Genomic DNA, 26,637 nt, shown 5'->3' on the forward strand with positions numbered 1-26,637 from the left:
GGCCCGCGGTTCACTCGACGTCGGCGGACTCTCGATGTTTGCGGAGTTCGTGAATTTCCTTCTCGAAGTCCTCTGCCGAACTGAACGAGCGGTAGACCGATGCGAAACGGAGGTAGGCCACTTCGTCGAGATCGCGTAGCGGTCCGAGAATGGCCAGGCCCACTTCGTTGCTGGGAATCTCGGCCGAACCGGCCGCGCGAATATTGTCTTCGACTTGCTGAGCCAGCAGGTTCAGCGCGTCGTTGTCGACGTCTCTGCCCTGGCAGGCGCGACGAACTCCTTTGACGACCTTCTCCCGACTGAACGGCTCGGTCACACCACTGCGTTTCACGACGGCGAGCACGGCAGCCTCCACGGTGGTGAAGCGTCGACCGCACTCGGGGCAGGACCGGCGTCGCCGTATTGCCTGACCCTCGTCCATTTCACGCGAATCCACCACGCGTGAGTCGGGGTGCCTGCAGAACGGGCAATGCATGAGGGAGCCTCCGTCGTAGCCGATACTCCGACGACGAACGTGCGCGTCGGGGCAGTCTTCGAGGATACTCAGCCACGCTGGGCACCATGGTGCCGGTGGTCATCTGCTGGGTGCGTACTCGACGAGCGCTCCGTCGTGAACCATGACCGCGCCGGCGGGCTGAGTGGACGCGTCGGGTGTGGTCGCGCTCAGATTCGCGATGCCGATCAGACCGCCGGCCACGACGACCACAGCCAACATCCACAGAACGAGAGAGCGTGGGCGCACGGTCTGGCTCGCGAAATGGGCCGAGGTGTCGTCGAAGTCTCGATCCGCCATCTCACGATCGGTGACGTCGGTCCAGGACTCGTCCACGACAGGCAAGCACGGGCCGTTCTGCGTCCGACGCGCGTGGTTCTGCAACACGGGCCGCGAGCGCCGACGACGCTCGACGACACCGGATCGCGAACGCATACCGGCAGTGGTGGGACGATCGGTGGTGATGGTCATCGGAACCTCGTCTTCGCTCGTTGGATCGATTGTTCGATCAGGCGTTCGATGGACGCTTGTTCGAAGTTCTATCACGCGCCTCCGACAAAGTCTGTAGAAAACGCGACACGAGTCGAACAGATGTTTGATTCAACAGCTGATACACGCTAGATTCGTGTCAGAAACCACACGCCATACGAGTCGACATCATCAACTCCAGTCCGCGTGGATCGATACCGCGTAGACCGAATCCAGCCGCATCAGCAGGAGGCCGACAGCATGAAGGACGAGACCTCGACGAGGTCCATCACCGGTTCCAGTACGACGGGTTCCACGAAAGCTGGTTCCACGCGAGCCGGATCCTCGACGGTCGGCAAGGCTGCAGCCGGAAAGCCGGCTGCCGAGCCGACCCCGAAGGCCATGGAGGTGGGCACCGACATCAGTGCAGGGCTCACCGAGCGCCAACGGAAGGTGTTGGAGGTCATCCGGGCCTCGGTCACCGAGCGCGGATACCCACCCAGCATTCGAGAGATCGGCGATGCCGTGGGCCTGACGTCGACGTCGTCCGTCGCACATCAGCTTCGCACCCTCGAACGCAAGGGGTTCCTGCGGCGCGACGCCAACCGCCCTCGCGCTGTGGACGTCCGCGGACTGGACGAGGTGCAGGCCGACCAGGCCGCGGCGGCGGTGGACGGTTCGGCAGCGTCCGACGAGCAGGATCGGTTGCCGACGCCGACGTTCGTGCCGGTTCTCGGACGGATCGCCGCGGGTGGACCGATTCTGGCGGAGGAAGCCGTCGAGGACGTGTTCCCACTCCCCCGCGAGTTGGTCGGTCAGGGATCGTTGTTCTTGCTCAAGGTCGTCGGCGAGTCCATGATCGACGCGGCGATCTGTGACGGCGACTGGGTGGTGGTGCGTCAACAGTCCGTGGCCGACAACGGCGACATCGTCGCGGCGATGATCGAGGGTGAGGCCACGGTCAAGACGTTCAAGCGTTCCAAGGGTGAGGTATGGCTCATGCCGCACAACCCACTGTTCGAGCCGATCCCGGGCAACAATGCCGCCATTCTCGGCAAGGTCGTCACCGTGATGCGCAAGCTCTGAACTCTGTTCGGACACAACGAAGAAGGGCCGCAGCACAGATGCTGCGGCCCTTCTCTTCGGTCCTGAACGATGGAAAGAATCAGAGATTCAGTCCGCGACCGATGATCTCCTTCATGATCTCCGTGGTGCCGCCGTAGATGGTCTGTACCCGAGAATCCATGTACGCCTTGGCAATCGGGTACTCCTTCATGTAGCCGTACCCACCGTGCAGCTGAAGGCACCGGTCGATGAGCTTGACCTGGTTCTCGGTGGTCCACCACTTGGCCATGGCAGCTTCCTGCACGGTCAACTTGCCGTCGTTGAGCAGTTCGATGAATTTGTCGACCATGATGCGGGTGGCGGTGGTTTCGGTAGCGAGTTCCGCCAACACGAATCGCGTGTTCTGGAACTTTCCGATCGACTTACCGAATGCCTTGCGGTCACGGCAGTACTGAATGGTCATCTCCAGTGCCGATTCCATGGCCGCAGCGGCGACGACGGCAATCGAGAGCCGCTCCTGAGGCAAGTTCTGCATCAGGTAGATGAAGCCCATACCTTCTTCGCCGAGCAGGTTGGCGGCAGGAACCCGAACGTCGGTGAAGCTGAGTTCCGCAGTGTCCTGGGCCTTCATGCCGATCTTGTCGAGGTTGCGACCACGCTCGAATCCGGGCATGTCGCGCTCTACGACCAACAGGCTGAAGCCCTGGGCACCTTTCTCGGGGTCGGTGCACGCTACGACGATGATCAGATCGGCATTGATGCCGTTGGTGATGAACGTCTTCGAGCCGTTCAGTACCCAGTCGTCGCCGTCCCGAACGGCCTTGGTCTTGATGCCCTGCAGGTCGCTACCGGTACCCGGCTCGGTCATGGCGATCGCGGTGATCAGCTCACCGGAGCAGAATCCGGGCAGCCACCGCTGCTTCTGCTCGTCGTTGGCCAACTCGATGAAGTACGGCGCGACGACGTCGTTGTGCAGGGTGAAGCCGATGCCGCTGTAGCCGCCGCGGGTGGTTTCCTCGGTGACGATGGCGTTGTAGCGGAAGTCCTTGACGCCGCCGCCGCCGAACTCCTCCGGTGCGGCAGTCCCGAGGAAGCCCTGCTTGCCGGCCTCTACCCAGACGCCGCGGTCGACGATGTTCTGCTCTTCCCACTTCGCGTGATTGGGGGCTACGTGCTGTTCGAGAAACTTCCGGTACGACTCCCGGAACAGCTCGTGCTCGGGCTCGAAAAGTGTGCGTTCCACGCGGGTCTCCTTGTTCGGTGCGCACCGTCGTCGACCGCGAGAAAGGGGTGTCACAGCGCGGTCGTCGGTGCGACTGACGTCACGGTTCAACAGTACGTTCGCGGTGCACCGAGGGTCGATGACCAAAACGCGCGCGATCCGTGACCGCCCCTGCTAGCGTCGTCGAGTCGTTCTCCCTCGGGCCAACGCCGAGACGATCGGGTATCCCACGAGGATGCCCAGCGATCCCCACGCGATACCACCGAGTTCGACCGATCCGACGGAGAGCGTCAGGTCGCCGATTCCGGCGACGAGTGCGGCGGCGACGACGGTGAGGTTCACGGGATCGGTGAAATCCACCTTGGCATCGGTCCAGATTCGAACGCCGAGCAGTCCGATGAGTCCGTAGAGCACGAGTGTCGCTCCACCGATGACACCGTCCGGGACGGTGAAGATCAGCGCACCGAACTTGGGCGAGAACGCCAACACGATCGCGGTGATCGCGGCAACCCAGTAGGCGGCGGTCGAGTACACGCGGGTGGCGGCCATGACGCCGATGTTCTCCGCGTACGTGGTGGTTCCCGATCCACCGGCGGCCCCGGCGAGGGTGGTCGCCAACCCATCGGCGATCAGAGCGTCACCGGCGACATCGTCGAGGTTCTTTCCGGTCATCGCCGCGACGGCTTTGACGTGTCCGACGTTCTCGGCGACGAGGACGATCACCACCGGCAGCGCCACCAGAATCACCGACAGCTGGAAGGACGGGCCACGGAACTCGGGTAACCCGATCCAGCTCGCGGCGCTCAGAGCATCGAGTCGTGGTTGCGCGATACCGCCGGTGACGGCAGCGAATACCCAGCCCACGACGACACCGAGCAGGATTCCGAGCCGACCCACCAGACCGGGACCGACGGCCGTCGCGAGGAGAATCGCCACCAGGGTGACGGCCGCGACGAGCGGTTGCGCCTCGAACGAGGTCGTCGCGGCAGGGGCCAGATTGAGTCCGATCAATACGACCACCGCACCGGTGACGACTGGCGGCATCGCTGCGTCGAGCACTCGCGCTCCGGCGAACTTCACGACGAAGCCGATCGCAGCCAACACGACGCCGACACACAGAACGGCACCGAGCTGCGCGGCGGGTCCGTCTGCTGCGGTCGCACCGAGCGGGGCCAGGAAGGCGAACGACGACCCGAGGTAGCTCGGTACCCGCCCGCGCGTGATGATCAGGAACAGCGCGGTGCCGATGCCCGAGAACAGCAGCGTCGTCGAGACCGGGAAACCGGTGATGGTCGGAACCAACAGTGTGGCCCCGAACATCGCGACGACGTGCTGCATCCCGATGCCGACAGTGCGTGGCCACGACAACCGTTCGTCCGGTGCGACCACCGCCCCCGCGTCGACGGTTCGTCCGTTTCCGTGCAGCGTCCAACCCATAGTTCTCATGATGGGAAGAGACTATTGCGTCACCCGAGGATCGCGCTCACTGCCTCACGGGCTGCGGCGGTGCTGTCGGTCTTCAGTGCAGCGGCAGCAGCGGCCTTGCACTGATCGAGGGTCACGGTCGCCAACTTGGACCCGACGTGGGCGACGGCGGCGGAGGCCGCGGACAACGACGTGATGCCCATTCCTACCAGCACACAGGCCAGCAGGGGGTCGGCGGCAGCTTCGCCGCAGACACCGACGGGCTTGCCCACCTTCGCGCCGGCCGCCGCCGTGTGCGCCACCAGCGCGAGCACGGCCGGTTGCCACGGATCGGTCAGACCGGCCAGCTGCGCCGACATCCTGTCGGCGGCCATCGTGTACTGAGCCAGATCGTTGGTGCCGATGGACAGGAAGTCCACGTGCTCGAGGATGTGCTCGGCGAGCAGAGCGGCAGCGGGAATCTCGATCATGACGCCCGGGGTCAGTCCGCGTTCGCGCACATCCGCGGCGAAGTCCTGTGCCTCCTGCGCGGTGGCGATCATCGGTGCCATCACCCACGGGGACGAATCGGTCGCCTTCGCTGCCGCGGCGATGCCGTCGAGCTGGCGGTACAGAATGCCGCGGTCGGCTTCGGCGATACGGATACCGCGGATGCCGAGCGCCGGATTGGCCTCGTCGGGGTGGTTGGCGAATCGAAGGGGCTTGTCCGAGCCGGCGTCCAGGGTGCGGACGACGACTTTCTTGCCGGCGAAGGCGTCGAGGACCTGGCCGTAGATCTCCGCCTGCTCGTCGACGGTCGGTTCGGAATCGCGGTCCAGGAAGCACAGTTCGGTTCGGAACAATCCCACCCCGTCGGCTGCGCTGGAGCGCGCTGCGCGGGCACCGGCACCGTCCTGAACGTTGGCGAGGATATCGACGGAATGTCCGTCGGACGTCGCGCCCGGCCCGATCCACCGAGACACTCGGTCCAATTCGTCCCTGGCCGAGACGACTGCCGCGCGGGCGGTGTCGGCATCCGGTTCCAGTTCGATGCGTCCACTGGTTCCGTCCACGGATGCATGCGTGCCGGCGGCGATGTCGTCGAGGCCTGCGACGGCCACGATGCAGGGAATCCCCAGCTGCCGCGCGATGATCGCGGTGTGACTGGTCGGACCGCCCAGTGAGGTGGCGAGGCCGACGATGAGGGTGGGGTCGAGGCCCGCGGTGTCGGCGGGTGCCAGGTCGTCGGCGAACAGTACCGACGGTTCGGCCGGCACGGGAACACCCGGCTCGGGCACACCGAGAATTTCGGCGATGACACGGTCGCGAATGTCGCGCAGATCGGTCACTCGTTCGGCCATCAATCCGCCGAGCTGGGTGAACATGGCGGCGAACTTCTCGGTCGCGGCAGCAGTCGCGGTGACGGCGGTGCTGCCCTTGGCGATCGAGGATCGTGCGGCCCCGAGCCAACCACGGTCCGATGCCATGGCCGCATTCGCCGACAGCACCTCCGACGCTGCCCCGGTCGCCAACTCTGCACGGCCGCGCAGCCGCGTCGCGACGGCGTTCGCGGCCGAGTCGAAGATGTCCTTCTCCGCATCGCGATTCGCTTCGGCCACCTCACCGGTGTCGGCCGGGATGGCCGGACGTGCCCCGGGACGGATGACGGGTCCGTAGCCGACTCCGGGCACGACGGGTGTGCCGCGCAGTGTCGTGGACTCCGCTCCGATCGACGACGTCCCATCTGCAGCAGGTGCTGCATCGGTGTGTCCGGTCGATGCGGTGCTGACCGATCCCGTCATGTGGTCCTCCTCGGATCCTGCGTGTACGTCTGTCGTCCCGGATGTCAGATGAGTGTGCCGCACCTGGCTTCCCGATGATGTTGTGACCGAGATTACTCCAAACCCTTGACATGTCAACACACACGGGCGTAAAACAACATAAAGCAACATCAACCGGGAAGGAGACGCAGGTGTACGCAGAAGAAAGACAGCACGCCATCGCTGAGCTGATCAGCACGCAAGGACGCGTCTCCGTCAACGACCTGGCCGCCAACTACGGCGTCACCACCGAGACCGTGCGACGCGATCTGGCCACCCTCGATCGACTCGGAGTGGTACGCCGCGTGCACGGTGGAGCAGTACCCGCCTCGGCGCTGACCACACTCGAGCCGGGCGTTTCGGAGCGGGAATTCACCCGCGCAGACCAGAAGGACGCGATCGCAGCTGCTGCGTTGTCGTTCCTCCCACCCGTCGGCGGCAGCGCCGTCTTCGATGCGGGCACCACCACCGGCCGCCTGGCGGGACTGCTACCGCACGATCGCGAACTCACCATGGTCACCAACTCCGTACCGATCGCAGCCCGGGCCGCAACCATGCCGAGCATCAGTCTTCGATTGCTCGGCGGGCGTGTTCGAGGAACGACACAGGCCGCTGTGGGCGACGAGGCACTGCGCGCCCTCGAATGGCTACGGGTGGACGTTGCGTTCATCGGAACCAACGCCATCAGCGTCGGACATGGACTGTCCACCCCCGACAGCGACGAAGCCGCGGTCAAGCGCGCCATGGTCGACGCCGCGAACCATGTTGTCGTGCTGGCAGATTCGTCGAAGATCGGCCGCGAGCACCTGGTGAGTTTCGCCCGAGTCGACACCATCGACGTCATCGTCACCGACAGCGACATCTCGAACGAAGACCGTAAACAACTCAGCAACAAAGGAATCGAGGTGGTGATCGCATGATGGTCACGCTCACGGCCAATCCGAGCATGGACCGCACGGTCACGCTCGAGACGCCGCTGACCCGCGGCGGCGTGCACCGGGCGTCGTCCTCGGCCGTCGACCCGGGCGGCAAGGGCGTCAACGTCGCTCGCGTCATCGGCGGATCGGGAGTAGAGGCGCTGGCCGTACTCCCGGCCAACGTCGGCGATCCAATACTCGACGCGATGTCCGCCAAAGGCGTTCGATACTCGGCAGTTCCGACGTCCGGACCGGCGCGCACCAACATCACCGTCAGCGAAATCGGTGGCACGACCACCAAGATCAACGAGCCGGGTGCAACGGTGTCGGAGCAGACACGCGCCGAGCTGCGAGACCGGATTCTCACGCTCGCTGTCGATGCCGAGTGGGTGGTGCTGTCGGGTTCGCTTCCTCCCGGCCTGCCCGTCGAGTGGTACGCGGAACTGGTTGTCGCCCTTCGCGCTACCACGGCCAAAGTTGCGGTGGACACCTCCGACGAGCCGCTGCTCGCTCTCGCGGATCGGTTTCCGGAATCGGCACCCGACCTGATCAAGCCCAACTCGGAGGAACTCGCCCAGCTCACCGGGTACGATTCCGTGGAGCTGGAAAGCGCTGCAGCACAGGGTGATCCATCGGCCGCTGTCGCCGCCGCAACGATTCTTCTCGGCCGAGGAGTAGGTGCCGTACTGGCGACGCTCGGCAGCGCCGGAGCAGTCCTGGTCACCCAGGGCGGTGCCTGGTACGCCAGCCCACCTCCGATCACCGCCGTCAGCACCGTCGGCGCAGGAGACTCCTCGCTGGCCGGCTACATTCTGGCCGACGTCGAGAACTGTTCCGACGCAGACAAACTTCGCCGCGCCGTCGCCTACGGAACGGCAGCCACCGCACTTCCAGGCACCACGCTTCCCCTGCCCGAGCAGACCCATCCGACTTCGGTGACGGTTCGCGCGCTCGACATCTCCACGTCCGTCACCCCGTCCACGCTCTCCCCTTCTTCGAACCGTCTCTAGGAGCCCCCATGTCCAGCCCCACCGAAGATCAGCCGATCATCGCCGAGGATCTGATCCTCCTCGACGCCGATCTGGGCGAATCCAAAGCTGCCGTCATCGAACGCCTCGCAGGCGTGCTGGCCCACGCGGGTCGCGCAACCGACACCGACGCCCTGCGCGACGCAGCCCTTGCTCGCGAAGCTCAGTCGGCCACCGGCCTGCCCGGCGGCATCGCAATTCCGCACTGCCGTTCCGAGGCGGTCACGAGCGCCTCGCTCGGCTTCGCCCGCCTGAACCCCAAGGTCGACTTCGGTGCCCCCGACGGCCCCGCCGACCTCGTCTTCCTCATCGCTGCACCGGCCGGAGCCGGTTCGGCGCACATGAAGCTGCTCTCGAGCCTGGCTCGGGCACTGGTCAAGCCCGAATTCGTCACCTCACTGCGCAACGCGTCCTCACCCGCCGAGATCGTCTCGCTGGTCGACGGAGTCATCAACCCGGCCGCCAAGCCGGTTGCCGCAACCGCTGCAGCTGCGCCGGTCGACACCGCGAAACACAGTGCGCCTGCAGCCACCCCCGAGACGGCAACAACCGCCTCGCCCAAGCACATCGTGGCAATCACCGCCTGCCCCACCGGAATTGCGCACACCTACATGGCTGCCGATTCACTCGTCGCCGCAGGTGAGCGCGCGGGCGTCACGGTGCACGTGGAGACTCAGGGCTCGAGCGGCAGCACGCCCCTCGACCCCGCACTCATCGCCGGTGCCGAGGCCGTCATCTTCGCCACCGACGTGGGCGTAAAGGGCCGTGAGCGATTCGCCGGTAAGCCCGTCATCTCTTCCGGTGTCAAGCGCGCCATCAACGAGCCCGACGTCATGGTCACCGAAGCGCTCCGCGCAGCTCTCAATCCGGATGCTGCCCGCGTCGGCGGCACCGCCGTCGCGGCCGGCTCCACCGACTCTGCCGGTGAGCTCGGATGGGGCACCCGCCTGCGTCAGATCCTGCTGACCGGTGTCAGCTACATGATTCCGTTCGTCGCCGCCGGTGGACTCCTGATCGCCCTCGGATTCCTGCTCGGTGGGTACGAAATCAAGGATGTCGCCGAAGACATCGTCGTCAACAACTCCATCACCTCGCTGCCCGAAGGCGGAATCGCCGCCTACCTCGGTGCCGTGCTGTTCCAGATCGGCGCGCTGTCCTTCAGCTTCCTGGTGCCCGCGCTGGCCGGTTACATTTCCTATGCCATTGCCGACAGACCAGGTCTGGCACCAGGTTTCACCGCCGGCGCAGTGGCTGTGTTGGTGGGCGCAGGCTTCATCGGCGGTCTCGTCGGTGGCCTCATTGCCGGCTTCGTCGCACTGTGGATCAGCAAGTGGAAGATCCCCGCAGTTCTGCGCGGCCTGATGCCGGTTGTCATCATTCCGCTGTTCGCAACACTCATCGTCGGTGCCATCATGTTCCTGCTGCTCGGCAAGCCGCTCGCCGCGATCACCAGTGGACTGACCGACTGGCTCAACGGACTCAGCGGTTCCTCGGTGATCATCCTCGGCATCATTCTCGGCCTGATGATGTGCTTCGACCTCGGTGGACCGGTCAACAAGGCGGCCTACGCATTCGCCACTGCAGGCCTGTCGGTCACCGACACCGCCTCACTGCGCATCATGGCAGCGGTCATGGCCGCAGGAATGGTGCCGCCCCTGGCCATGGCACTGGCCTCGACCGTTCGTTCGCGTCTGTTCACCGAGGCCGAGCGCGAGAACGGTAAAGCTGCCTGGTTCCTCGGAGCAGCATTCATCTCCGAGGGCGCCATCCCGTTCGCCGCGGCCGATCCGTTCCGCGTCATCCCGTCGATGATGGCCGGTGGCGCAGTCACCGGGGCCATGATCATGGCCTTCAACGTGACCCTCAGTGCGCCCCACGGCGGCATCTTCGTGTTCTTCGCCATCGGAAACATCCTGTGGTTCATCGTCTCGCTGGCCGTGGGCACCATCGTCTCCGCATTCCTGGTGGTCTCCGCCAAGCAGTTCATCAAGGGCAAGAACGCACCGACCGACGCCGAACTCGACCCGGCACTCGCCACCGTCTGACGCTCGATACGATCCAACGAACCCACTACGCAAGGAGCAGCACATGCCCAGCACCACAGTCGCAGTCGGATCCTCGATCGGCCTGCACGCCCGCCCCGCAGCACTGATCGCCGATGCCGTAGCCGAAGCCGGAGTCGACGTCACGCTGGCAACAGCGGACTCCGAGCCGGTGGACGCCGGTTCGGCCCTGATGATCATGACCCTCGGCGCCACCAAGGGGACCGAAGTCACCGTCACCAGCGACGACCAATCAGCACTGGACAAAGTTGCAGCACTCGTCGAAGCAGACCTGGACGCCTAACCAGAGCGCATCGATCGCCGGACGGTGAATCCCACCGCTCCGGCGATCAGCACCACCCCGGCAGCGACGGCAGCTCGGAATTCCCATTCCGAGTCCGTCGCTGTCGTCGTCTGTGCGGGTGCCGCAGGAGCAGCAGGATCGCGGGTCGGCGACGCCGGCGTAGCCGAAGGTGTCGACAGCTCCACCGACGTCAGGTTCGGAATCTTCAAAATGGGCGGCAGCGTTCCGTCGGTCGGTCCGAACCCGGCTTCCGACGCGAGCAGAAGGGAACCGTCGTCCAGGAACGTCGCCGCCTCGCCCTGCGGCTGAGCCGGTAGCGCGAAAACGGCTCGGGGTGAGGTGGGGTCGACCAGCGCCGACGCGACGTCCCCGTCGGGCGGACGGAACACATACGCATCGGTGTACGTGCGCACCACAGCGGTCGATCCGTCTGCACTCACCGCTCCCCCGGTCGCCAGGATCGAGCCGACCACGAACGGCGGCCCACCGGCGGTCTCGGTGGCCGTGAAAGCCAGCTCGCCGACCTTGCGCAGCGGCGTCGGACCCGGACTTCTCAGATCGGTGACGGATTCGTCTCCGGTCGGTACGTATACCCCGCTGACACCCGAGAGTTCCTTGGTGACGATCACCGGCCGACCGCCGGGTTCGAGGAGCAATGTCTCGGCGTCGTGTGCGCCGTCCGGGTAGGTCAGTCGATACAGCTCCCCCGCGCCTGTTGCCGGGTCCATTCGCGTCAGTGCCACAGTGTCGCGGCGCAACTGATTGTCGCCGATGTCGGCCAACCACAGTGAGCCGTCGTACGACGCCATGTCCTCCACGTCGTACGGGTCGACGGGAACGTCGATCCAGCGCTGCACCGCACAGTTCGCGTCGAGCACCGCCACCCGATCATCGGCACCGCTGTCGCCGATCCCGTACACGGTGCCGTCGAGCACCGTCGCACCGGACAGCTCTTCGAGTCCGGGATCGGTTGGTAGACAGTAGGTTACAACGTCGACCGGCGCGGCCAGGGCGGTCGATGCACAGGTCAGCACGATCGCCGTGCCGACCACGGCCGCGGCACCACCACGCACCACTGCGCGCGGATTCACCGAACTCAGGCGCTGGGTACGGTCGCGGTGAACTCGACGAGGGCGGCCGCAAGTGATTGCGGCACACGAGCTTCGACGCGCGTGCCGTCCGCCTCGTGTGTCGATTGCACTATTCGGCCATCGGTGTGGATCCTGGCGACCAGGTCGCCGCGGGTGTACGGGACGAGAACGTCGACCAACACATCGGGCTCGGACAGTATGTCGCCGAGGTGATCCCGCAGTGCATCGATGCCTTCACCGGTCTTGGCCGAGACGAATCGTGCGCCGTCGAGCAGGCCACGCAACTGCGTCAGCTGGACCGGATCTGCGGCGTCGATCTTGTTGACCACCAACAACTCCGGTGGCATCTTCGCGTCCTGCTCGCGGACCACCTCGGTGATCACTTCGCGTACTGCCTTGATCTGATCGATCGGTAGCGGATCGGAACCGTCGACCACGTGCAGCAACAGGTCGGCGTCGGTCACTTCCTCCAGCGTGGAGCGGAAGGCCTCGACCAGCTGGGTCGGCAAATGCCGGACGAATCCGACGGTATCGGTCAGCACGATCGCGCGGCCGTCTTCGAGCGTCGACTTCCGGGTCGTCGGATCGAGGGTTGCGAACAGCGCATTCTGAACCAGCACACCGGAACCGGTCAGCGCGTTCAACAGACTCGACTTGCCCGCATTGGTGTATCCGACGATCGCGATCGACGGCACCGTGCCACTGAGCCGCTGCTCGCGTTTGGTGTCGCGAGCCTGTTTCATGCCTTTGATCTCACGGCGGAGCTTGGCCATGCGCTCACGGATGCGTCGGCGATCGGTCTCGATCTTCGTCTCACCCGGTCCACGAAGACCCACGCCGCCGTTGCTACCGGCGCGTCCACCGGCCTGACGTGACATGGATTCACCCCAGCCGCGGAGCCTGGGCAACATGTATTCCATCTGGGCGAAGGCGACCTGTGCCTTGCCTTCTCGTGACGTCGCGTGCTGCGCGAAGATGTCGAGGATCAGTGCGGTTCGATCGATGACCTTGACCTTGACGACCTTTTCCAGCGCATTGAGCTGGGCGGGCGTCAGTTCGCCGTCGCAGATCACGGTATCGGCCCCGGTCGCGAGCACGATGTCGCGCAGTTCCTTGGCTTTGCCCGAGCCGATGTAGGTTGCCGCGTCGGGTTTGTCCCGACGCTGCATCAGCGCCTCGAGTACTTCGGAGCCTGCAGTCTCGGCGAGCGCGGCCAGTTCGGTCATGCTGGATTCGGCCTGTGCCGCAGTACCGGTGGTCCATACTCCGACCAGTACGACGCGTTCGAGGCGCAACTGCCGGTACTCGACCTCGGTGACGTCGGCGAGCTCGGTCGACAGTCCGGCGACTCGTCGCAGCGCAGTGCGCTCCTCGAGTTGCATATCGCCCGAGGACGGGGAGTCATCGTCGAGGGGTGAGCGCGCCATCCGCCTCGACCATGCGTCGGACTCCTCGCGGGTCCATGCAGATGCGGTATCGGGTGAACCGTCGGCATCATGGTCGACCGGTTCGCCCGCAGGTGATGTTTCATGTGAGTTAGTCATACAACTCCCATGATCCACGAAAAGCCCAGCGTGTGCACGCGGGTTTCGCTCGGAGCCGGCGCGACGGTCAGGACTGACCGGCGAACCAACGGTCGTCGACCTCTCCCCGGGCGAGCAGTACCGACGGTCCGCGCAGGGTTGCACCGACGTGGTCGATGGCCACTCGGACCCGACCGCCGAGCACACCGACACTCACGTCTCCGGTCTCGAGCCCCTCGTAACTGAGCGCGGCAGCGGCGGCAGCGACGGTTCCGGTGCCACACGAGCGTGTCTCTCCGACGCCGCGTTCGAAGACGCGCATCTCGACTGCACCGTCGTCGAGCCGGGTCAGAATCTCGACGTTCGCACCGTGGGGAAAGAACTCGGAATCGAGAGTCGGCGGAGCGGTGAAGTCCAACGCCCGCAACGCGGTGCGGTTCAGCGTGGGATCGACGCAGGCCAGATGCGGGTTCCCGACATCGACACCGATCCCCTCGTACGCTGCACCGGCCAGGGTCGTCGCGGTCGAACCCAGCAGGGTGACGTCGCCCATGGCCACGGTCACGTCGGCATCGGTCTCGTCGTACGAGTGCACCGTCACCGCACGTGCGCCTGCGCGAGAGCCGACCACGAACTGATCGCGCTGCTCGAGATCGTGGACTCGCAGGTAGTGCGCGAAGACTCGGACCCCGTTTCCGCACATCTCGGCGATGGTGCCGTCACCGTTGCGGTAGTCCATGAACCAGTCGTCGGCCTCGACACCGGCCGGGATTCGATCGAGTACACCCGCGTCCCGCAGCGCACCGGCGCGCGCGACACGCAGTACCCCGTCGGCGCCGATCCCCTGCCGTCGATCACACAGCACCGTGACCGCCGACCTGGTGAGTTGGAGCTCGGCACCGGGATCCGGCAGCACGACGAAATCGTTCTGCGTTCCGTGGCCCTTGGCGAATTCCATGTCGGCGAGTCTACGGGGACCGACCTAGCCGAGTTCGATCGCGGACAGCGCATCCGACCGCAGGGTGGGCGATGCGCCGTCGAGCCACCGCACTCGTTCGTCGCGGCGGAACCACGACCGCTGGCGGCGCACATAGCGCCTGGTGCCGATGAACGTCCGCTCACGTGCATGGTCGACGTCGTACTCCCCGGCCAGCACATCGAGCGCCTGGGCGTATCCGATCGCCCGTGACGCCGTCACTCCGTCGCGCAGGCCGAGTTCCAGCAACGCTTCGACCTCGTCGAGCAACCCGGAATCGAACATGCGCCGAGTACGCAGATCGATCCGCTCGTCCAACTCTGCGGTCTCACGGTCGACGCCGAGCACCACCGTGCCCCAGCGCGGTTCACCGATGACGGGGGCCGAGGCCGCGAAAGGCCGACCGGTCAATTCGACCACTTCCAAGGCCCGCACCATTCGCCGTCCGTCCGTGGGCAGGATCGACGCGGCAGCGTCCGGATCGACCTCCGTCAGAGCGCGGTGGATCGCGTCGACTCCGTCGCGTTCGAGCACCGCCTCCCACTTGGCCCGGACGACCGGGTCCGTGGCAGGAAAGGCCCATTCGTCGAGCAGTGATTGGACGTACATCATCGAGCCGCCCACGATGATCGGCCGACGGCCACGGGATCGAATGTTCTCGACGTCGGCGACGGCAGCCGATTGGTAACGCGCCACCGTCGCGATATCGGTGACCTCGAGCACATCGAGCTGATGGTGCACGATGCCGCGGCGCTCCGGCACGGTCACTTTCGCGGTACCGATGTCCATCCCCCGGTATTGCTGCATCGCGTCGATGTTGACGATCTCCCCGCCCAGCTCCTCGGCCAGGTCCAGCGCCAGGTCCGATTTGCCCGCAGCGGTCGGTCCGATCACCGCCACCGGTGTCGTGGCCGAATCCTCGGCGGTCGCCCCGGTTTCGTCAGCCACGGGACCAAACTCCGACGAAGTATCCGACACCGAACGGTGCGCCCCGATACAGCTCGGTCGTCGAGACGGCGTCGGTTCCCACGAGTGCGGCGAGCATCTGCACGGCCGGTCGGCCCCGCACGCCGATCGCTGCGCAGAGGCCCTCGTCGAGCTCCGCGAGGGCGTCGACGTCGGCGGTGGCAAGAGCATCGTCGATGCGACGCTGCACGTCCGCGGCGCGCGAATCGAACGACCCCGGTGCCTTCGGGGTGAGGGTGTTCGCGCCGTCTGCCAGCACCAACACTCCCCACCTGTCGTCGGACGCGTCGAGTTCGCGGCGCAGTTCCATCCCGGTGTGCGAGCACCACCGTGCGCTCGCGTCCGCGGGTACCGTGCGGACCTCGATTGCCCTGTCGGCCGCCGCCGCCCCGCGCAGCCAGCCGGCGAGGAGAACCGCCAGCGGCAACTCGGGGTCCGGCCCGGACCGTGCCGGCGAACCGGACAGCCGCACCTCCACATCGACGCCGTACCCACGCATGGTGCCGACCGTCGTCTCGTCGTACCGCCCCTCGCCGTCGTCGACGCCGACCGCGAGCCACCGGTCGGCCACAGCGGACAGCTGCTCGACAGCAGACACAGCAGCGGCTCGAAGCTCGGTTGCCTCGGCTGCTGCCCGGCCCATCAGTTCGGGGACCAGTAACGGCGGAGAGGGCACCAGGGCCGCGGCACAGAACACACGTATCACGCTAGTCGGTGACGCGACTTGGCCGGACGAGTCCACCTCGAACCGTCTGAGCTGTTTCAATGGTCCGATCGGTCGTCACCGAGTTCAATGGTGTCCAGATCGCGATCGTAGGCAGCCGTGACGCGCGGCAGAGATGAGGAATAATGACCGACCCGAACGCCGGTACCCCCACCACCCCCGACGCCCCGTCGTCGGTTGCACCCGCCGATCATTCCGGTGGTGACGCGACCATTACACCTTCGACCGGAGGACCCAAGCCAGGTGACGGCCCCAAGCCCGGCGGCGGACCGAAGCCCGGCGGACCGAGTTCTGCTTCTCCTCGTCCCGGCGCACCCCGCCCCGGTGGCTCCTCGGCAGCCAAGCCACACCCGACGGCCGCGCATGTGCCCACCGTGGTCGCGCCGGCGAGCGATCCGAGCAAGTACGGCCGGGTCGACGACGACGGCACCGCGTGGGTGAGCACCTCGGACGGCGAGCGGCAGGTCGGCTCCTGGCAAGCGGGCGACGCAGCGGAAGGCCTCGCGCATTTCGGGCGGCGATACGACGATCTGGCCACCGAGGTCGGACTGCTCGAGGCCCGACTGACGTCGGGTACCGGTGATGCCAAGAAAACCAAGGCTGCGGCCTCGGCGCTGCTGGAGAGCCTGCCGACGGCCGCGGTGATCGGCGACCTCGATCTGCTGGCTCGCCGACTCCACGCCGTCGTCGAGCACTCCGACGCAGCAGCGGCAGTCGCCAAGCAGGAGAAGGAGCTCGAACGCGCCGAGCACACTGCCCGCAAGGAAGCCCTCGCCGCCGAGGCCGAGCAGATCGGCAGTGAATCGACGCAGTGGAAGCATGCCGGGGATCGGCTGCGCGAAATTCTGGACGAATGGAAGACGATCCGCGGGGTGGATCGAAAGATCGACGATGCGCTGTGGAAGCGGTACTCGAAGGCCAGGGAGAACTTCAACCGGCGTCGTGGTGCGCATTTCGCCGATCTCGATCGGGAGCGAGGAGCAGCCAAGACCCGCAAGGAGGAGCTGGTCGAGCGCGCAAAAGCGTTGTCCTCGTCCACCGATTGGGGTCCCACTGCAGCCGCATTCCGAGACCTGTTGGTGGAGTGGAAAGCGTCGGGCCGAGCTCCGCGGGACGCCGACGACGCATTGTGGAAGAACTTCAAGGCCGCCCAGGACGTGTTCTTCGCGGCACGCAACGCCGCGGCGTCGGAGCGCGACGCGGAATTCGAGGCCAACGCCGAGGCCAAGGAAGCGTTGTTGGCGAAGACACATATCGATCCGAGCAAGGACCTCGACGCTGCTCGTGCGGCGCTGCGTGATCTGCAGGACAAGTGGGACGCCATCGGCAAGGTTCCGCGCGAGAAGATGCAGGAACTCGAAGGCAAGCTCCGCGCGATCGAGAAGTCCGTCCACGACGCCGTGGAGTCTCAGTGGCGTCGGTCCGACCCCGAGGCGGTTGCCCGCGCGGCTCAGTTCCGTGAGCGAGTGGCCCAGTTCGAGGATCAAGCGGCCAAGGCGACGGCGGCAGGCAAGACCAAGGACGCCGAGCGGGCGCGTGCGCAGGCCCAGCAGTGGCGTGAATGGGCCGATGCCGCGGAAAGTGCCGTCGACGAGTTGTGACCTGCAGTGCGGGCGGCCACACGAACTCAGGGGTTCGAGTGGCCGTCCCACAGGCGTAGCTTCTGCTCGCCCGACGCCGCCGCGATACGGCGCTGTTCCTGAGCGGCGAGCTGAGAGTTGGTCTTGTTCCATACGGCTTTGAGCCAATGGAACGTCAGCACCATCACCGCGATCCACGCAATGACGAGACCTATGCCCGGTCCGCCGCCCTGCAGGTTGTCCGGCACGGTCTGCCGCGTCCAGATCGAAAGCATCCCGTACACCGACGACACCGCACACCCGGCGAGGGCGGCCCAGGCCAGCGCCCAGACGCGGGTGACAAGCGCCAGCACCGACATCACCACACCGAACGTCAGCACCAGCACGACGAAAACGCGCGACGGCAGGGCAATCGATTCCGCGGCTGCTGCGTCGCTGCCCGTCAGCACGTCGAAGCCGGTGGCCGATCCGGTGTGCGGCAACGCGAACGTGACCAACAGGACCAGCACCAGCCCGGCCACCACCATGGCTCGCGCTCCCGGATCCAGCTCGGTCATCACCGCCCGCTCGGTTCGTCCGAGTTCCTCGGCGGTTCGCGAGGGTACGACGCGATCGGGTCCATCTGTGTCTGTCATACGGTGCATCCTGTCTGAACCGGAAGCGGTGCCGGGGCACCGATCGAAGGAAGTCCGAGACCGACCCCGATCGGGGCCGTCTTCGGCATGATGCCGCGTTCGTGAGCGTCTCCTGCCGCGGTCCGTCGGTGCGTCAGCACTCCGGCGTCGGCGATCAGGTGGTACGGGGCCGCGGCGGTCAGGGTCGTCGTGACGACGTCGCCCGGGCGAATGTCGCCCGCCCGCTCGGCGTCGACGGCGAAGTGCACCAGTCGGCCGTCCCTGGCGCGTCCGCTCATCCGATGAGTTGCGTTGTTCTTGCGCCCCTCACCGGTAGCGACGAGCAGTTCGACCTCGGTGCCGATCAGGGCCTGATTCGCGGCCAGGACGATCTCTTCCTGCAACGCGATCAACCGCAGATACCGTTCCTGTACAACCTCTTTCGGTACCTGATCGGGCATGTCGGCCGCCGGGGTGCCCGGGCGCTTGGAGTACTGGAAGGTGTACGCGTTGGCGAACTTCGCACGCCGCACCACCTCGAGGGTCTGCTCGAAATCTTCTTCGGTCTCGCCGGGGAAGCCGACGATGATGTCGGTGGTGATGGCCGCGTGCGGCATGGCCGCGCGAACCTTGTCGATGATGCCCATGAACTTCGTTTGTCGATAGGACCTGCGCATCGCCTTGAGGATTCGGTCCGATCCGGACTGCAGCGGCATGTGCAGCGTGGGACAGATGTTCGGGGTCGATGCCATCGCCTCGATGACGTCGTCGGTGAACTCGGCCGGATGCGGAGACGTGAACCGCACTCGCTCGAGTCCTTCGATGGATCCGCACGCGGTCAGCAGCGCGGCGAACGCCCCGCGGTCGCGAGGCAGATCGGGGTCGGCGAACGAGGCACCGTAGGCGTTGACGTTCTGCCCCAGCAGCGTCACCTCGAGCACGCCCTGGTCCACCAAAGCCTGTACCTCGGCGAGGATGTCGCCCGGCCTACGGTCGATCTCCTTGCCGCGCAGCGCCGGAACGATGCAGAACGTGCAGGTGTTGTTGCAGCCCACCGAAATCGATACCCAGCCGGCGTACGCGGACTCCCGCTTGGCCGGCAAGGTGGACGGGAAGGCGTCGAGAGACTCGAGTATCTCGACCTGAGCCTGCTCGTTGTGCCGGGCGCGCTCGAGCAGTACCGGCAGCGACCCGATGTTGTGCGTACCGAAGACCACGTCCACCCACGGAGCCCTGTCCACGACGGTGTTGCGGTCCTTCTGCGCCAGGCAACCGCCGACGGCAATCTGCATGTTGGGGTTTCGCGTCTTCGCGGGCCGCAGCATGCCGAGGTTTCCGTACAGCTTGTTGTCCGCGTTCTCGCGTACAGCGCACGTGTTGAACACCACGAGATCTGCGTCGGTACCGGCGTCGGCGGGCACGTAACCGGCCTCTTCGAGCAGCCCGGACAGGCGTTCGGAATCATGAACGTTCATCTGGCAGCCGTGTGTGCGCACCTCGTAGCTGCGGGCACCTGCCGCCGATGGGGCACTGGCCGTCTCGGGGTCGACGCTCCCGCGATCGGTCACGTCCACGGTCGAAAAAACACTCGTTTGCACCTCTTCAGGGTACGTCCATCGCACGGGCGGACACGCCGGGGTCACGGGGCCCTCCGCGGACTGTGCAGGCGCTATGCATGCCGACAGTAAAGTTTCCATTACATAATCGAAGACTGCGGGCGAAAACGCCGGTCGGCGAGGAAACTACGCATAGGGTTTCCACCTATGACGCACGCCACCGACGCCCCGGCAGCGACACCACCGCCGGGCGCCCCTTCGATGATCTCGCTCAAATCCGTCGACAAGCACTTCGGTGATCTGCACGTACTCAAGGACATCAATCTCGAAGTGCCGGCCGGCCAGGTCGTCATCGTCGTGGGTCCGTCCGGATCCGGCAAGTCGACGCTGTGCCGGACGATCAACCGGTTGGAGCCGATCGATTCCGGTGCCATCGAGGTCGACGGGGATCTACTCCCCGCCGAGGGCAAGGCCCTCGCTGCACTGCGTGCGGATGTCGGCATGGTGTTCCAGTCGTTCAACCTCTTCGCACACAAGACCATTCTGCAGAACGTCATGCTGGCACCGATGAAGGTGAGAAAGCTCAAGAAGGACGAGGCCGAGAAGAGCGCACTGGCTCTGCTCGAACGCGTCGGCATCGCCAACCAGGCAGACAAGTACCCGGCTCAGCTGTCGGGTGGTCAGCAACAGCGCGTGGCCATCGCCCGCTCACTCGCCATGAATCCCAAAGTGATGCTCTTCGACGAGCCCACCTCGGCCCTGGATCCGGAGATGGTCAACGAGGTACTCGACGTCATGACCTCGCTGGCCAAGGAGGGCATGACAATGCTCGTCGTCACCCACGAGATGGGCTTCGCCCGCAAGGCAGGCGACCGAGTCATCTTCATGGCCGACGGTGCCGTAGTCGAGGACACCGATCCCGAAACCTTCTTCAAGTCCCCGAAGTCCGAACGCGCCAAGGACTTCCTCGGCAAGATCCTGGGTCACTGATCAGATTCACCGCTCGTCCCCGTACGTACGACCTATCCGAAGGACATTCACTGTGAGAATCACCCGACCGCTTCGCCTCGGTGTCGCCATCGCCGCTCTGTCCATCGTCGCCACCGCCTGTGGCGGCGGCGAAGAAGCGCGCACCATCTCGAGCAGCGCCGAGAACGGCAGCCTCATCGTCGGCATCAAGTTCGACCAGCCGGGCCTCGGCCTCCGCAATCCGGACGGCTCGTTCAGCGGCTTCGACGTCGAGGTGGCCAAGTACGTCGCAGGCAAGCTCGGTGTCGACGAGGCGAACATCGAATTCAAGGAATCCCCGTCCGCGCAGCGCGAGACGCTGATCCAGAACGGTGAGGTCGACTACATCGTCGCCACCTACTCCATCACCGACACCCGCAAGGAGAAGGTCGGCTTCGCCGGACCGTACTTCGTGGCAGGTCAGTCGCTCCTGGTGAAGCAGGACAACACCGACATCACCGGTCCCGATTCACTCGAGGGCAAGAAGCTGTGCTCGGTCACCGGTTCCACCCCGGCACAGAACATCGCCGACGAGTACCCGGGAGTCCAGCTTCAGCCGTTCGACACCTACTCCGCCTGCGTCGAAGCACTGCGCAACGGCACCGTGGACGCCGTCACCACCGACGACATCATCCTTGCCGGTTACGCCGCTCAGTCCCCCGGTCAGTTCAAGGTGGTCGGTGAGCCCTTCACCACGGAGAACTACGGCATCGGCCTGAACAAGGACGACACCGACGGACGCAACAAGATCAACGACGCCATCGAAGAGATGGTGACCAGCGGTGCCTGGGAGCAGGCGTTCAACGACACCGTCGGCGCGTCGGGCTACCCGCTGCCGAGCCCGCCCACCGTCGACCGCTACTGATCGACTGCTACTGATCGACCACGCCGTCGTGTCCCGCTCGTCGCGGGCGGGACACGACGGCTCGATCTCGCCGAGCCGTGAGGATCAACAAGCACCGTGAACCTATTGAGCAAGTACGGCGATCAACTGATCGACGCGTTCCTCTCGACCATCTACCTGACGTTGGCATCCCTCGTCGGTGCGTTGGTCATCGGAACGATCATCGCCGCCATGCGCGTATCACCCATTCCGATCGCGCGCGGAATTGCGGCGACGTACGTCACCATCTTTCGTAACACCCCCTTGACCCTGATCATTCTGTTCACCTCGTTCGGGCTGTATCAGACAATGGGCGTTTCTCTGGCGTCGGAGTCCTCACCGACGTCACTCGACGACAACAACTTTCGATTGGCAATCCTCGGGCTGAGCATCTACACCGCGTCGTTCGTGGCCGAGTCACTGCGCTCGGGCATCAACACCGTCCCGGTGGGGCAGGCCGAAGCGGGCCGCTCGCTGGGAATGACGTTCACCCAGAACATCTCGATCGTCGTTCTTCCTCAGGCGTTCCGCGCGGTGGTCGGCCCGCTGGGAAGCGTCGTGATCGCGTTGACGAAGAACACGACCATCGCATCGGTCATCGGCGTCGCCGAGGCGTCGTTCCTGATGAAGAACATGATCGAGAACGAGGCCGCGATCTTCGTCGTCGGCGGAATCTTCGCGCTCGGCTTCATGATCTTGACGCTCCCGACCGGGTTGCTGTTCGGCTACATCAGCAAGCGATTGGCGGTGTCATGATGAGTGATGCAGTAGCAGTTCTGTACGACGTTCCCGGACCCAAAGCGGTACTGCGATACCGCATTCTGACTGTCGTCGTCGCGGTGATCTCGCTCGGAATCGCATTTCTGATCTACCGCGCCCTCGACTCGAAGGGGCAGCTCACTGCCGAGAAGTGGGACCCGTTCCTCGAATCGACAACGTGGACCACGTACCTGTTGCCCGGTATTCAGGGAACTCTGGTCGCGGCGGCATTGTCGATCGTGTTCGCCCTGATTCTCGGTGCCGTCCTCGGCATCGGCCGCCTCTCGGATCACCGCGCTGTACGGATCGTCAGCGGTGCGATTGTCGAATTGTTCCGTGCAGTTCCCGTGCTGATCCTGATGATCTTCCTGTACGCGGTGTACGCCGATTACGAGGTCTTCAAGGTCAAGTACCTGGCGTTGGCCGCGGTGGTCACCGGCCTCACTCTGTACAACGGATCGGTGATCGCCGAGATCGTACGTGCCGGAGTCAATTCACTGCCGAAGGGTCAGCGCGAAGCCGCCTCGGCGCTGGGCATGCGCAAGAGCCAGGTCATGACCCTGGTACTGCTCCCCCAGGCCGTGACCGCGATGCTGCCCGCCATCATCTCGCAGATGGTGGTGGCACTGAAGGACTCGGCGCTGGGATACATCATCGGGTACGTCGAAGTCGTCCGTTCCGGTCAGCAGGTCGGCGCGTTCTACAGCAACTACCTCCCGTCGCTGATCATCGTCGCCGTCATCATGATCATCATCAACTCGGCGTTGACGAAACTGGCGACCGTGGTCGAGCGGCGTCTGCGATCGCGAAAGCGTAAGGGCGGCACCGCCGCTGTCGTGCCTGCACTCGACGGCGGTCAAGCGGCCTGAGCTCCGCACCGTTCGGCTGCACAGCAGTATGGCCCGCAACACCGATGGTGTTGCGGGCCATACTGTTTCTCGACTGCCTGGACTCGATGTGGACGATCACATCGAATCTGGGCCGTCGAAGTCTTCGGTGTCGGCTCCCACGCGATCGAGTTGTTCCTTGACCACGGCGAATGCCATTCCCTGCGAGTAGCCGCGGCGGGCCAGCATCCCGACCAACTTGCGCACCACTTTGTCGCGTTCGACTCGTGCGTCGGGCCCGTTCGGATCCGGCAGATGCAGCGTTCGGAATCGTTTGCGCACCAACTCCGCAGCACGCTGACGCTCGTCTTCGGCATCGATCAGATCCAGGGCGTTCACGGCCAACTCGTTGCTGACGCCTTTGTTCCGCAGCTCCATGCTCAGAGCGAGTTTGCCCTTGCCGGAGTACTTGTGCCGAGATTGAACCCACTGCTCCGCAAACGACTCGTCGTCGACGAGTTTCGCCTTCTCGAGTCGGTCGAGCACTGCGGTGGAGACCTCGTCGGTGAAACCCTTCTTGGCCAAGCTGGCTTCGAGTTCGTGTCTGCTGCGGGCCCGGTCGGTCAGCAGCCGAAGGCAGACGTCTTTCGCCTGCGCTTCGGTGCCGCCGCCGTTGTCTCGCTGCTGCACAGCGAACCCAGGTTAGAAGTCGACCGGAGCAGCTGCGGGCTCCTCTGCGGTGACGTCCGCACCGATCTGCAGCTTCTCCATAATCTTCTTCTCGATTTCGTCACGCACATCGGGATTCTCGAGCATGAACTTACGGGCGTTCTCCTTGCCCTGTCCGAGCTGATCGCCTTCGTAGGTGAACCACGAGCCCGACTTGCGGATGAACCCGTGCTCGACACCCATGTCGATCAACGAGCCTTCACGGCTGATGCCCTTGCCGTAGATGATGTCGAATTCGGCCTGCTTGAAAGGCGGCGCGACCTTGTTCTTGACGACCTTGACACGGGTGCGGTTACCGATGGCCTCGGTTCCGTCCTTCAGCGTCTCGATCCGACGGATGTCCAGACGTACCGAGGCATAGAACTTCAATGCCTTACCACCGGTGGTGGTTTCGGGGGAACCGAACATGACGCCGATCTTTTCGCGCAACTGGTTGATGAAGATCACGGTGGTACCGGAGTTGCTCATGGCACCGGTGATCTTGCGCAGCGCCTGGCTCATCAGACGGGCCTGCAGACCCACGTGACTGTCACCCATCTCGCCTTCGATCTCGGCGCGCGGTACCAGTGCGGCCACCGAGTCGACGACGAGGATGTCGAGGGCACCGGAGCGAATCAACATGTCGGCGATTTCCAGGGCCTGCTCACCGGTGTCGGGCTGCGAGACCAACAGTGCGTCGGTGTCGACACCGAGCTTCTTCGCGTAGTCGGGATCGAGCGCGTGCTCGGCATCGATGAACGCGGCGATTCCGCCGGCACGCTGAGCGCTGGCCACCGCGTGCAATGCGACGGTGGTCTTACCCGAGGACTCAGGACCGTAGACCTCGATGACTCGGCCGCGGGGCAGACCTCCGATGCCGAGTGCCACGTCGAGCGCGATCGATCCCGTGGGGATGACGGCGATGGGCTGACGGACCTCGTCGCCGAGGCGCATCACCGAGCCCTTACCGAAATTCTTGTCGATCTGCGCGAGTGCGAGATCGAGCGCTTTGTCGCGGTCGTATGCAGCCATCGTGAGCTCCCTGTGTCGTTTCGTTCAGCTGTGTCTGTCGATCAGCTTGTTGGCGGTAACGCTAGAACGGGGTACCGACAAGAAGTTCTTCGAGACCGGCCAGCAACCGTTGACATCAGCATAGGCGAACACGTGTTCGAGTCAACTACCACGGCTTTCGACACGCCGAGCGACTCGAGCCGATGCGGTGGAGCTACCAACGTTCCTTGGGCACATCGAACTCGTAACAGATCGACCGCCATACTTCCCGCGGGTCGACACCGTCTTCGATGGCCTGCGCGCCCGTCCGTCCGATACCGGACAGCACATGATCGGCGAGCAGGGAATTGCCTCGAACGGAGCCGAACTCCTCGGTGAGCAGTTCACGAAATTCGGTCAGACGCACATCGATCAGCCTAACGCCCGCCCTCGGCGTCGCTACCGGCGAGCACCTCGCGGCAGACCGAGACAGGATCCTCGACGTGATGCGCGCCTGCAGCCGCCGAGGTCGCTGCCGCCGCATGACGAGGGTCGGACAGCACGGCGGACACGGCGTCGGCAATTGCACCCGCGGTGGCGGGGCGCACCAGTACGGCACTCCCCTGCCGAGCGGCCCGGTTCGCCAGCTCCCACTGATCGCCGCCGCCCGGCACGGTGACCACTGGAACTCCGTGGATGAGCGCCTTGGCCAACATGCCGTGACCACCTCCGCACACCACGACATCGGCGCGGCGAAGCAATTCGTCCTGGCGACCGAGTCCGGCATTCGCCCATTCCGGCACGTCGTCGGGGCCCCCGTCGAGCACCGAGGCCACTACCCGGACGCCTGTGCCGTCCAATCCCTTCAGAGCCATCTCCAACATTCCCTCGGCCCCGGTGAACGCCGTCGACGGGGCCACCATCACCAGCGGCGTATCGCCGGCGGGGACGTCGAGCAATTCGTCGGTGGGCTCCCACAGCAGTGGGCCCACCACATGGGCATCCCTCGGCCAGTCGGGCCGCGGCACTTCGAGTGCGGGAATGGTGGCGATGAGCCGAGCAGCCGGCCCGGGATCGCGTGCGGGTAGTCCGATGCTCACTCGGGCGTCGGCGCGCTGTTGCTGCCCGCGGGCGATCGAGCGCGCCGTCAACGCGCGCATCACCGTATCGCGAAGACGACCCCGAACACCGCGTCCGGGCGCGAGCCCACTTCCGATGGGCGGCAACCCCTTCGATGGCGAATACAGCGGGTGGGGCGAGAGCTCGACCCAGGGAATTCCCAATCGCTCGGCAGCCATTCCGCCTCCGGCGGTGAGAATATCGGAGACCACCAGATCGACGTTCTCGCGCTCGAGGTCCGGCAACAGTTCTGTCGCGACAAAGGCTGCGCGCGAATGAATGCGCTGCCCGGCATCGAGATCGTCGTCCTCCGGTCGCGGCAGCAGGCCACCCAGTGGGAGCGTGCGAAGACCGGCCGCTCTGGCGTCGCCGACCCACCGGCTTCCGGTGAACAGGACCGGATCGTCACCCGCCCGCTCGAACAACAGCGACAAGGCGATGGCGGGAAACGCATGTCCTGGGTCCGGGCCGGCCACCACTGCTACTCGCACGCGCTCAGCGTGCCACATCGCCGCGCTGGACGATCACCGATCGTGCCGGGCAGCGGTGC

26 protein-coding genes are annotated in these 26,637 nt (G+C 65.2%); 10 read left to right on the top strand and 16 right to left on the bottom strand.

The window, feature by feature from the left end:
- Window positions 1–10 precede the first annotated feature (10 nt).
- Together nrdR and CH268_RS06100 are read right to left on the bottom strand one after the other, a co-directional pair.
- Window positions 11–475, bottom strand: coding sequence for a transcriptional regulator NrdR (gene nrdR / locus CH268_RS06095; protein ID WP_027496857.1), 465 nt, complete (start codon window positions 473–475; stop codon window positions 11–13).
- A gap of 99 nt (window positions 476–574) precedes the next feature.
- Window positions 575–964 (bottom strand): hypothetical protein, encoded by a 390-nt coding sequence (locus CH268_RS06100; RefSeq protein ID WP_032383680.1) that lies wholly within the window; start codon window positions 962–964, stop codon window positions 575–577.
- 399 nt (window positions 965–1,363) lie between these two features.
- Here CH268_RS06100 and lexA point away from each other — a divergent pair, with 399 nt between their 5' ends.
- Window positions 1,364–2,047 carry a transcriptional repressor LexA gene (lexA, locus tag CH268_RS06105; RefSeq protein WP_027496855.1) on the top strand — a complete coding sequence of 228 codons (684 nt, stop codon included), beginning with the start codon at window positions 1,364–1,366 and terminating at the stop codon, window positions 2,045–2,047.
- A 79-nt stretch (window positions 2,048–2,126) separates the two neighbouring features.
- Here lexA and CH268_RS06110 read toward each other — a convergent pair whose 3' ends face one another.
- From CH268_RS06110 to ptsP, 3 genes are all read right to left on the bottom strand, one after another.
- On the bottom strand, window positions 2,127–3,269 hold the full coding sequence (locus tag CH268_RS06110; protein WP_027496854.1) for an acyl-CoA dehydrogenase family protein: 1,143 nt from the start codon (window positions 3,267–3,269) through the stop codon (window positions 2,127–2,129).
- A 153-nt stretch (window positions 3,270–3,422) separates the two neighbouring features.
- Window positions 3,423–4,694 (bottom strand): uracil-xanthine permease family protein, encoded by a 1,272-nt coding sequence (locus CH268_RS06115; RefSeq protein WP_032400221.1) that lies wholly within the window; start codon window positions 4,692–4,694, stop codon window positions 3,423–3,425.
- A 20-nt stretch (window positions 4,695–4,714) separates the two neighbouring features.
- On the bottom strand, window positions 4,715–6,382 hold the full coding sequence (gene ptsP / locus CH268_RS06120) for a phosphoenolpyruvate--protein phosphotransferase (RefSeq protein WP_032383688.1): 1,668 nt from the start codon (window positions 6,380–6,382) through the stop codon (window positions 4,715–4,717).
- 242 nt (window positions 6,383–6,624) lie between these two features.
- On the opposite strand from ptsP, the gene CH268_RS06125 reads away from it, so the two are divergent.
- From CH268_RS06125 to CH268_RS06140, 4 genes are read left to right on the top strand one after another with little or no spacing between them, the layout of a single operon-like run.
- Window positions 6,625–7,392 carry a DeoR/GlpR family DNA-binding transcription regulator gene (locus CH268_RS06125; RefSeq protein ID WP_027496851.1) on the top strand — a complete coding sequence of 256 codons (768 nt, stop codon included), beginning with the start codon at window positions 6,625–6,627 and terminating at the stop codon, window positions 7,390–7,392.
- Complete coding sequence (locus CH268_RS06130) at window positions 7,389–8,399, top strand: 1-phosphofructokinase family hexose kinase (protein WP_032391491.1); 1,011 nt, start codon at window positions 7,389–7,391, stop codon at window positions 8,397–8,399. The genes CH268_RS06125 and CH268_RS06130 overlap by 4 nt, the downstream gene beginning before the upstream one ends.
- Before the next feature lie 8 nt (window positions 8,400–8,407).
- Window positions 8,408–10,462: a PTS fructose transporter subunit IIABC gene (locus tag CH268_RS06135; RefSeq protein WP_094662948.1), complete on the top strand. Its 2,055-nt coding sequence runs from the start codon at window positions 8,408–8,410 to the stop codon at window positions 10,460–10,462.
- A gap of 43 nt (window positions 10,463–10,505) precedes the next feature.
- A complete protein-coding gene (locus tag CH268_RS06140) occupies window positions 10,506–10,763 on the top strand; it encodes an HPr family phosphocarrier protein (protein WP_094662950.1) in 258 nt (85 codons plus the stop codon).
- On the opposite strand, the gene CH268_RS06145 is transcribed toward CH268_RS06140, so the two are convergent.
- The 5 genes from CH268_RS06145 to CH268_RS06165 form a co-directional block, all read right to left on the bottom strand.
- The gene (locus CH268_RS06145) at window positions 10,760–11,854 is read right to left on the bottom strand and encodes a hypothetical protein (RefSeq protein WP_094662952.1); all 1,095 of its coding nucleotides are present in this window, start codon (window positions 11,852–11,854) and stop codon (window positions 10,760–10,762) included. The two genes, CH268_RS06140 and CH268_RS06145, sit on opposite strands and share 4 nt — an antisense overlap.
- A gap of 5 nt (window positions 11,855–11,859) precedes the next feature.
- Window positions 11,860–13,281, bottom strand: a complete 1,422-nt coding sequence (gene hflX, locus CH268_RS06150; RefSeq protein WP_051365137.1) for a GTPase HflX — start codon at window positions 13,279–13,281, stop codon at window positions 11,860–11,862.
- Between the two features lie 184 nt (window positions 13,282–13,465).
- Window positions 13,466–14,335: a diaminopimelate epimerase gene (gene dapF, locus CH268_RS06155; RefSeq protein ID WP_094662954.1), complete on the bottom strand. Its 870-nt coding sequence runs from the start codon at window positions 14,333–14,335 to the stop codon at window positions 13,466–13,468.
- A gap of 24 nt (window positions 14,336–14,359) precedes the next feature.
- Window positions 14,360–15,301 carry a tRNA (adenosine(37)-N6)-dimethylallyltransferase MiaA gene (gene miaA, locus CH268_RS06160; RefSeq protein WP_052057279.1) on the bottom strand — a complete coding sequence of 314 codons (942 nt, stop codon included), beginning with the start codon at window positions 15,299–15,301 and terminating at the stop codon, window positions 14,360–14,362.
- Window positions 15,294–16,016: a class III extradiol dioxygenase subunit B-like domain-containing protein gene (locus CH268_RS06165; protein ID WP_045841803.1), complete on the bottom strand. Its 723-nt coding sequence runs from the start codon at window positions 16,014–16,016 to the stop codon at window positions 15,294–15,296. The genes miaA and CH268_RS06165 overlap by 8 nt, the downstream gene beginning before the upstream one ends.
- 152 nt (window positions 16,017–16,168) lie before the next feature.
- On the opposite strand from CH268_RS06165, the gene CH268_RS06170 reads away from it, so the two are divergent.
- Window positions 16,169–17,644 (top strand): DUF349 domain-containing protein, encoded by a 1,476-nt coding sequence (locus tag CH268_RS06170; protein ID WP_255182306.1) that lies wholly within the window; start codon window positions 16,169–16,171, stop codon window positions 17,642–17,644.
- A gap of 26 nt (window positions 17,645–17,670) precedes the next feature.
- On the opposite strand, the gene CH268_RS06175 is transcribed toward CH268_RS06170, so the two are convergent.
- Complete coding sequence (locus CH268_RS06175) at window positions 17,671–18,258, bottom strand: Rv2732c family membrane protein (RefSeq protein ID WP_027496841.1); 588 nt, start codon at window positions 18,256–18,258, stop codon at window positions 17,671–17,673.
- Window positions 18,255–19,805 (bottom strand): tRNA (N6-isopentenyl adenosine(37)-C2)-methylthiotransferase MiaB, encoded by a 1,551-nt coding sequence (gene miaB, locus CH268_RS06180; RefSeq protein WP_072692104.1) that lies wholly within the window; start codon window positions 19,803–19,805, stop codon window positions 18,255–18,257. Before miaB ends, CH268_RS06175 begins: the two co-directional genes overlap by 4 nt.
- Window positions 19,806–20,054: 249 nt before the next feature.
- Here miaB and CH268_RS06185 point away from each other — a divergent pair, with 249 nt between their 5' ends.
- The 4 genes from CH268_RS06185 to CH268_RS06200 all read left to right on the top strand — a co-directional run bounded on the left by CH268_RS06185 (window position 20,055) and on the right by CH268_RS06200 (window position 23,312).
- On the top strand, window positions 20,055–20,783 hold the full coding sequence (locus tag CH268_RS06185) for an amino acid ABC transporter ATP-binding protein (RefSeq protein ID WP_174557262.1): 729 nt from the start codon (window positions 20,055–20,057) through the stop codon (window positions 20,781–20,783).
- Between the two features lie 52 nt (window positions 20,784–20,835).
- A complete protein-coding gene (locus tag CH268_RS06190) occupies window positions 20,836–21,666 on the top strand; it encodes a glutamate ABC transporter substrate-binding protein (RefSeq protein WP_027496838.1) in 831 nt (276 codons plus the stop codon).
- 96 nt (window positions 21,667–21,762) lie between these two features.
- Window positions 21,763–22,440 carry an amino acid ABC transporter permease gene (locus tag CH268_RS06195; RefSeq protein WP_027496837.1) on the top strand — a complete coding sequence of 226 codons (678 nt, stop codon included), beginning with the start codon at window positions 21,763–21,765 and terminating at the stop codon, window positions 22,438–22,440.
- On the top strand, window positions 22,440–23,312 hold the full coding sequence (locus CH268_RS06200) for an amino acid ABC transporter permease (RefSeq protein ID WP_027496836.1): 873 nt from the start codon (window positions 22,440–22,442) through the stop codon (window positions 23,310–23,312). The genes CH268_RS06195 and CH268_RS06200 overlap by 1 nt, the downstream gene beginning before the upstream one ends.
- A 96-nt stretch (window positions 23,313–23,408) precedes the next feature.
- Here the strand turns inward: CH268_RS06200 and CH268_RS06205 are convergent, their stop codons facing one another.
- From CH268_RS06205 to CH268_RS06220, 4 genes are all read right to left on the bottom strand, one after another.
- Window positions 23,409–23,960 carry a regulatory protein RecX gene (locus tag CH268_RS06205; protein ID WP_094662956.1) on the bottom strand — a complete coding sequence of 184 codons (552 nt, stop codon included), beginning with the start codon at window positions 23,958–23,960 and terminating at the stop codon, window positions 23,409–23,411.
- Window positions 23,961–23,972: 12 nt separating this feature from the next.
- Entirely contained in the window at window positions 23,973–25,010 is a 1,038-nt protein-coding gene (gene recA, locus CH268_RS06210) for a recombinase RecA (RefSeq protein ID WP_027496834.1), read from the bottom strand.
- 193 nt (window positions 25,011–25,203) lie between these two features.
- A complete protein-coding gene (locus tag CH268_RS06215) occupies window positions 25,204–25,395 on the bottom strand; it encodes a DUF3046 domain-containing protein (protein WP_027496833.1) in 192 nt (63 codons plus the stop codon).
- 10 nt (window positions 25,396–25,405) lie between these two features.
- The gene (locus CH268_RS06220) at window positions 25,406–26,578 is read right to left on the bottom strand and encodes a glycosyltransferase (RefSeq protein ID WP_032370149.1); all 1,173 of its coding nucleotides are present in this window, start codon (window positions 26,576–26,578) and stop codon (window positions 25,406–25,408) included.
- Window positions 26,579–26,637: the final 59 nt, after the last annotated feature.

The sequence above is a fragment of the Rhodococcus sp. 06-1460-1B genome (genome assembly GCF_002258475.1).
Classification (GTDB): domain Bacteria; phylum Actinomycetota; class Actinomycetes; order Mycobacteriales; family Mycobacteriaceae; genus Rhodococcoides; species Rhodococcoides fascians.

Coding starts and splice junctions, on each gene's coding strand:
- nrdR (WP_027496857.1), bottom strand. CDS start 475: ATGCATTGCCCGTTCTGCAGGCACCCCGACTCACGCGTGGTGGATTCG.
- CH268_RS06100 (WP_032383680.1), bottom strand. CDS start 964: ATGACCATCACCACCGATCGTCCCACCACTGCCGGTATGCGTTCGCGA.
- lexA (WP_027496855.1), top strand. CDS start 1,364: ATGGAGGTGGGCACCGACATCAGTGCAGGGCTCACCGAGCGCCAACGG.
- CH268_RS06115 (WP_032400221.1), bottom strand. CDS start 4,694: ATGAGAACTATGGGTTGGACGCTGCACGGAAACGGACGAACCGTCGAC.
- CH268_RS06130 (WP_032391491.1), top strand. CDS start 7,389: ATGATGGTCACGCTCACGGCCAATCCGAGCATGGACCGCACGGTCACG.
- CH268_RS06135 (WP_094662948.1), top strand. CDS start 8,408: ATGTCCAGCCCCACCGAAGATCAGCCGATCATCGCCGAGGATCTGATC.
- CH268_RS06140 (WP_094662950.1), top strand. CDS start 10,506: ATGCCCAGCACCACAGTCGCAGTCGGATCCTCGATCGGCCTGCACGCC.
- hflX (WP_051365137.1), bottom strand. CDS start 13,281: ATGGCGCGCTCACCCCTCGACGATGACTCCCCGTCCTCGGGCGATATG.
- dapF (WP_094662954.1), bottom strand. CDS start 14,335: ATGGAATTCGCCAAGGGCCACGGAACGCAGAACGATTTCGTCGTGCTG.
- CH268_RS06170 (WP_255182306.1), top strand. CDS start 16,169: ATGACCGACCCGAACGCCGGTACCCCCACCACCCCCGACGCCCCGTCG.
- CH268_RS06175 (WP_027496841.1), bottom strand. CDS start 18,258: ATGACAGACACAGATGGACCCGATCGCGTCGTACCCTCGCGAACCGCC.
- CH268_RS06185 (WP_174557262.1), top strand. CDS start 20,055: ATGATCTCGCTCAAATCCGTCGACAAGCACTTCGGTGATCTGCACGTA.
- CH268_RS06200 (WP_027496836.1), top strand. CDS start 22,440: ATGAGTGATGCAGTAGCAGTTCTGTACGACGTTCCCGGACCCAAAGCG.
- recA (WP_027496834.1), bottom strand. CDS start 25,010: ATGGCTGCATACGACCGCGACAAAGCGCTCGATCTCGCACTCGCGCAG.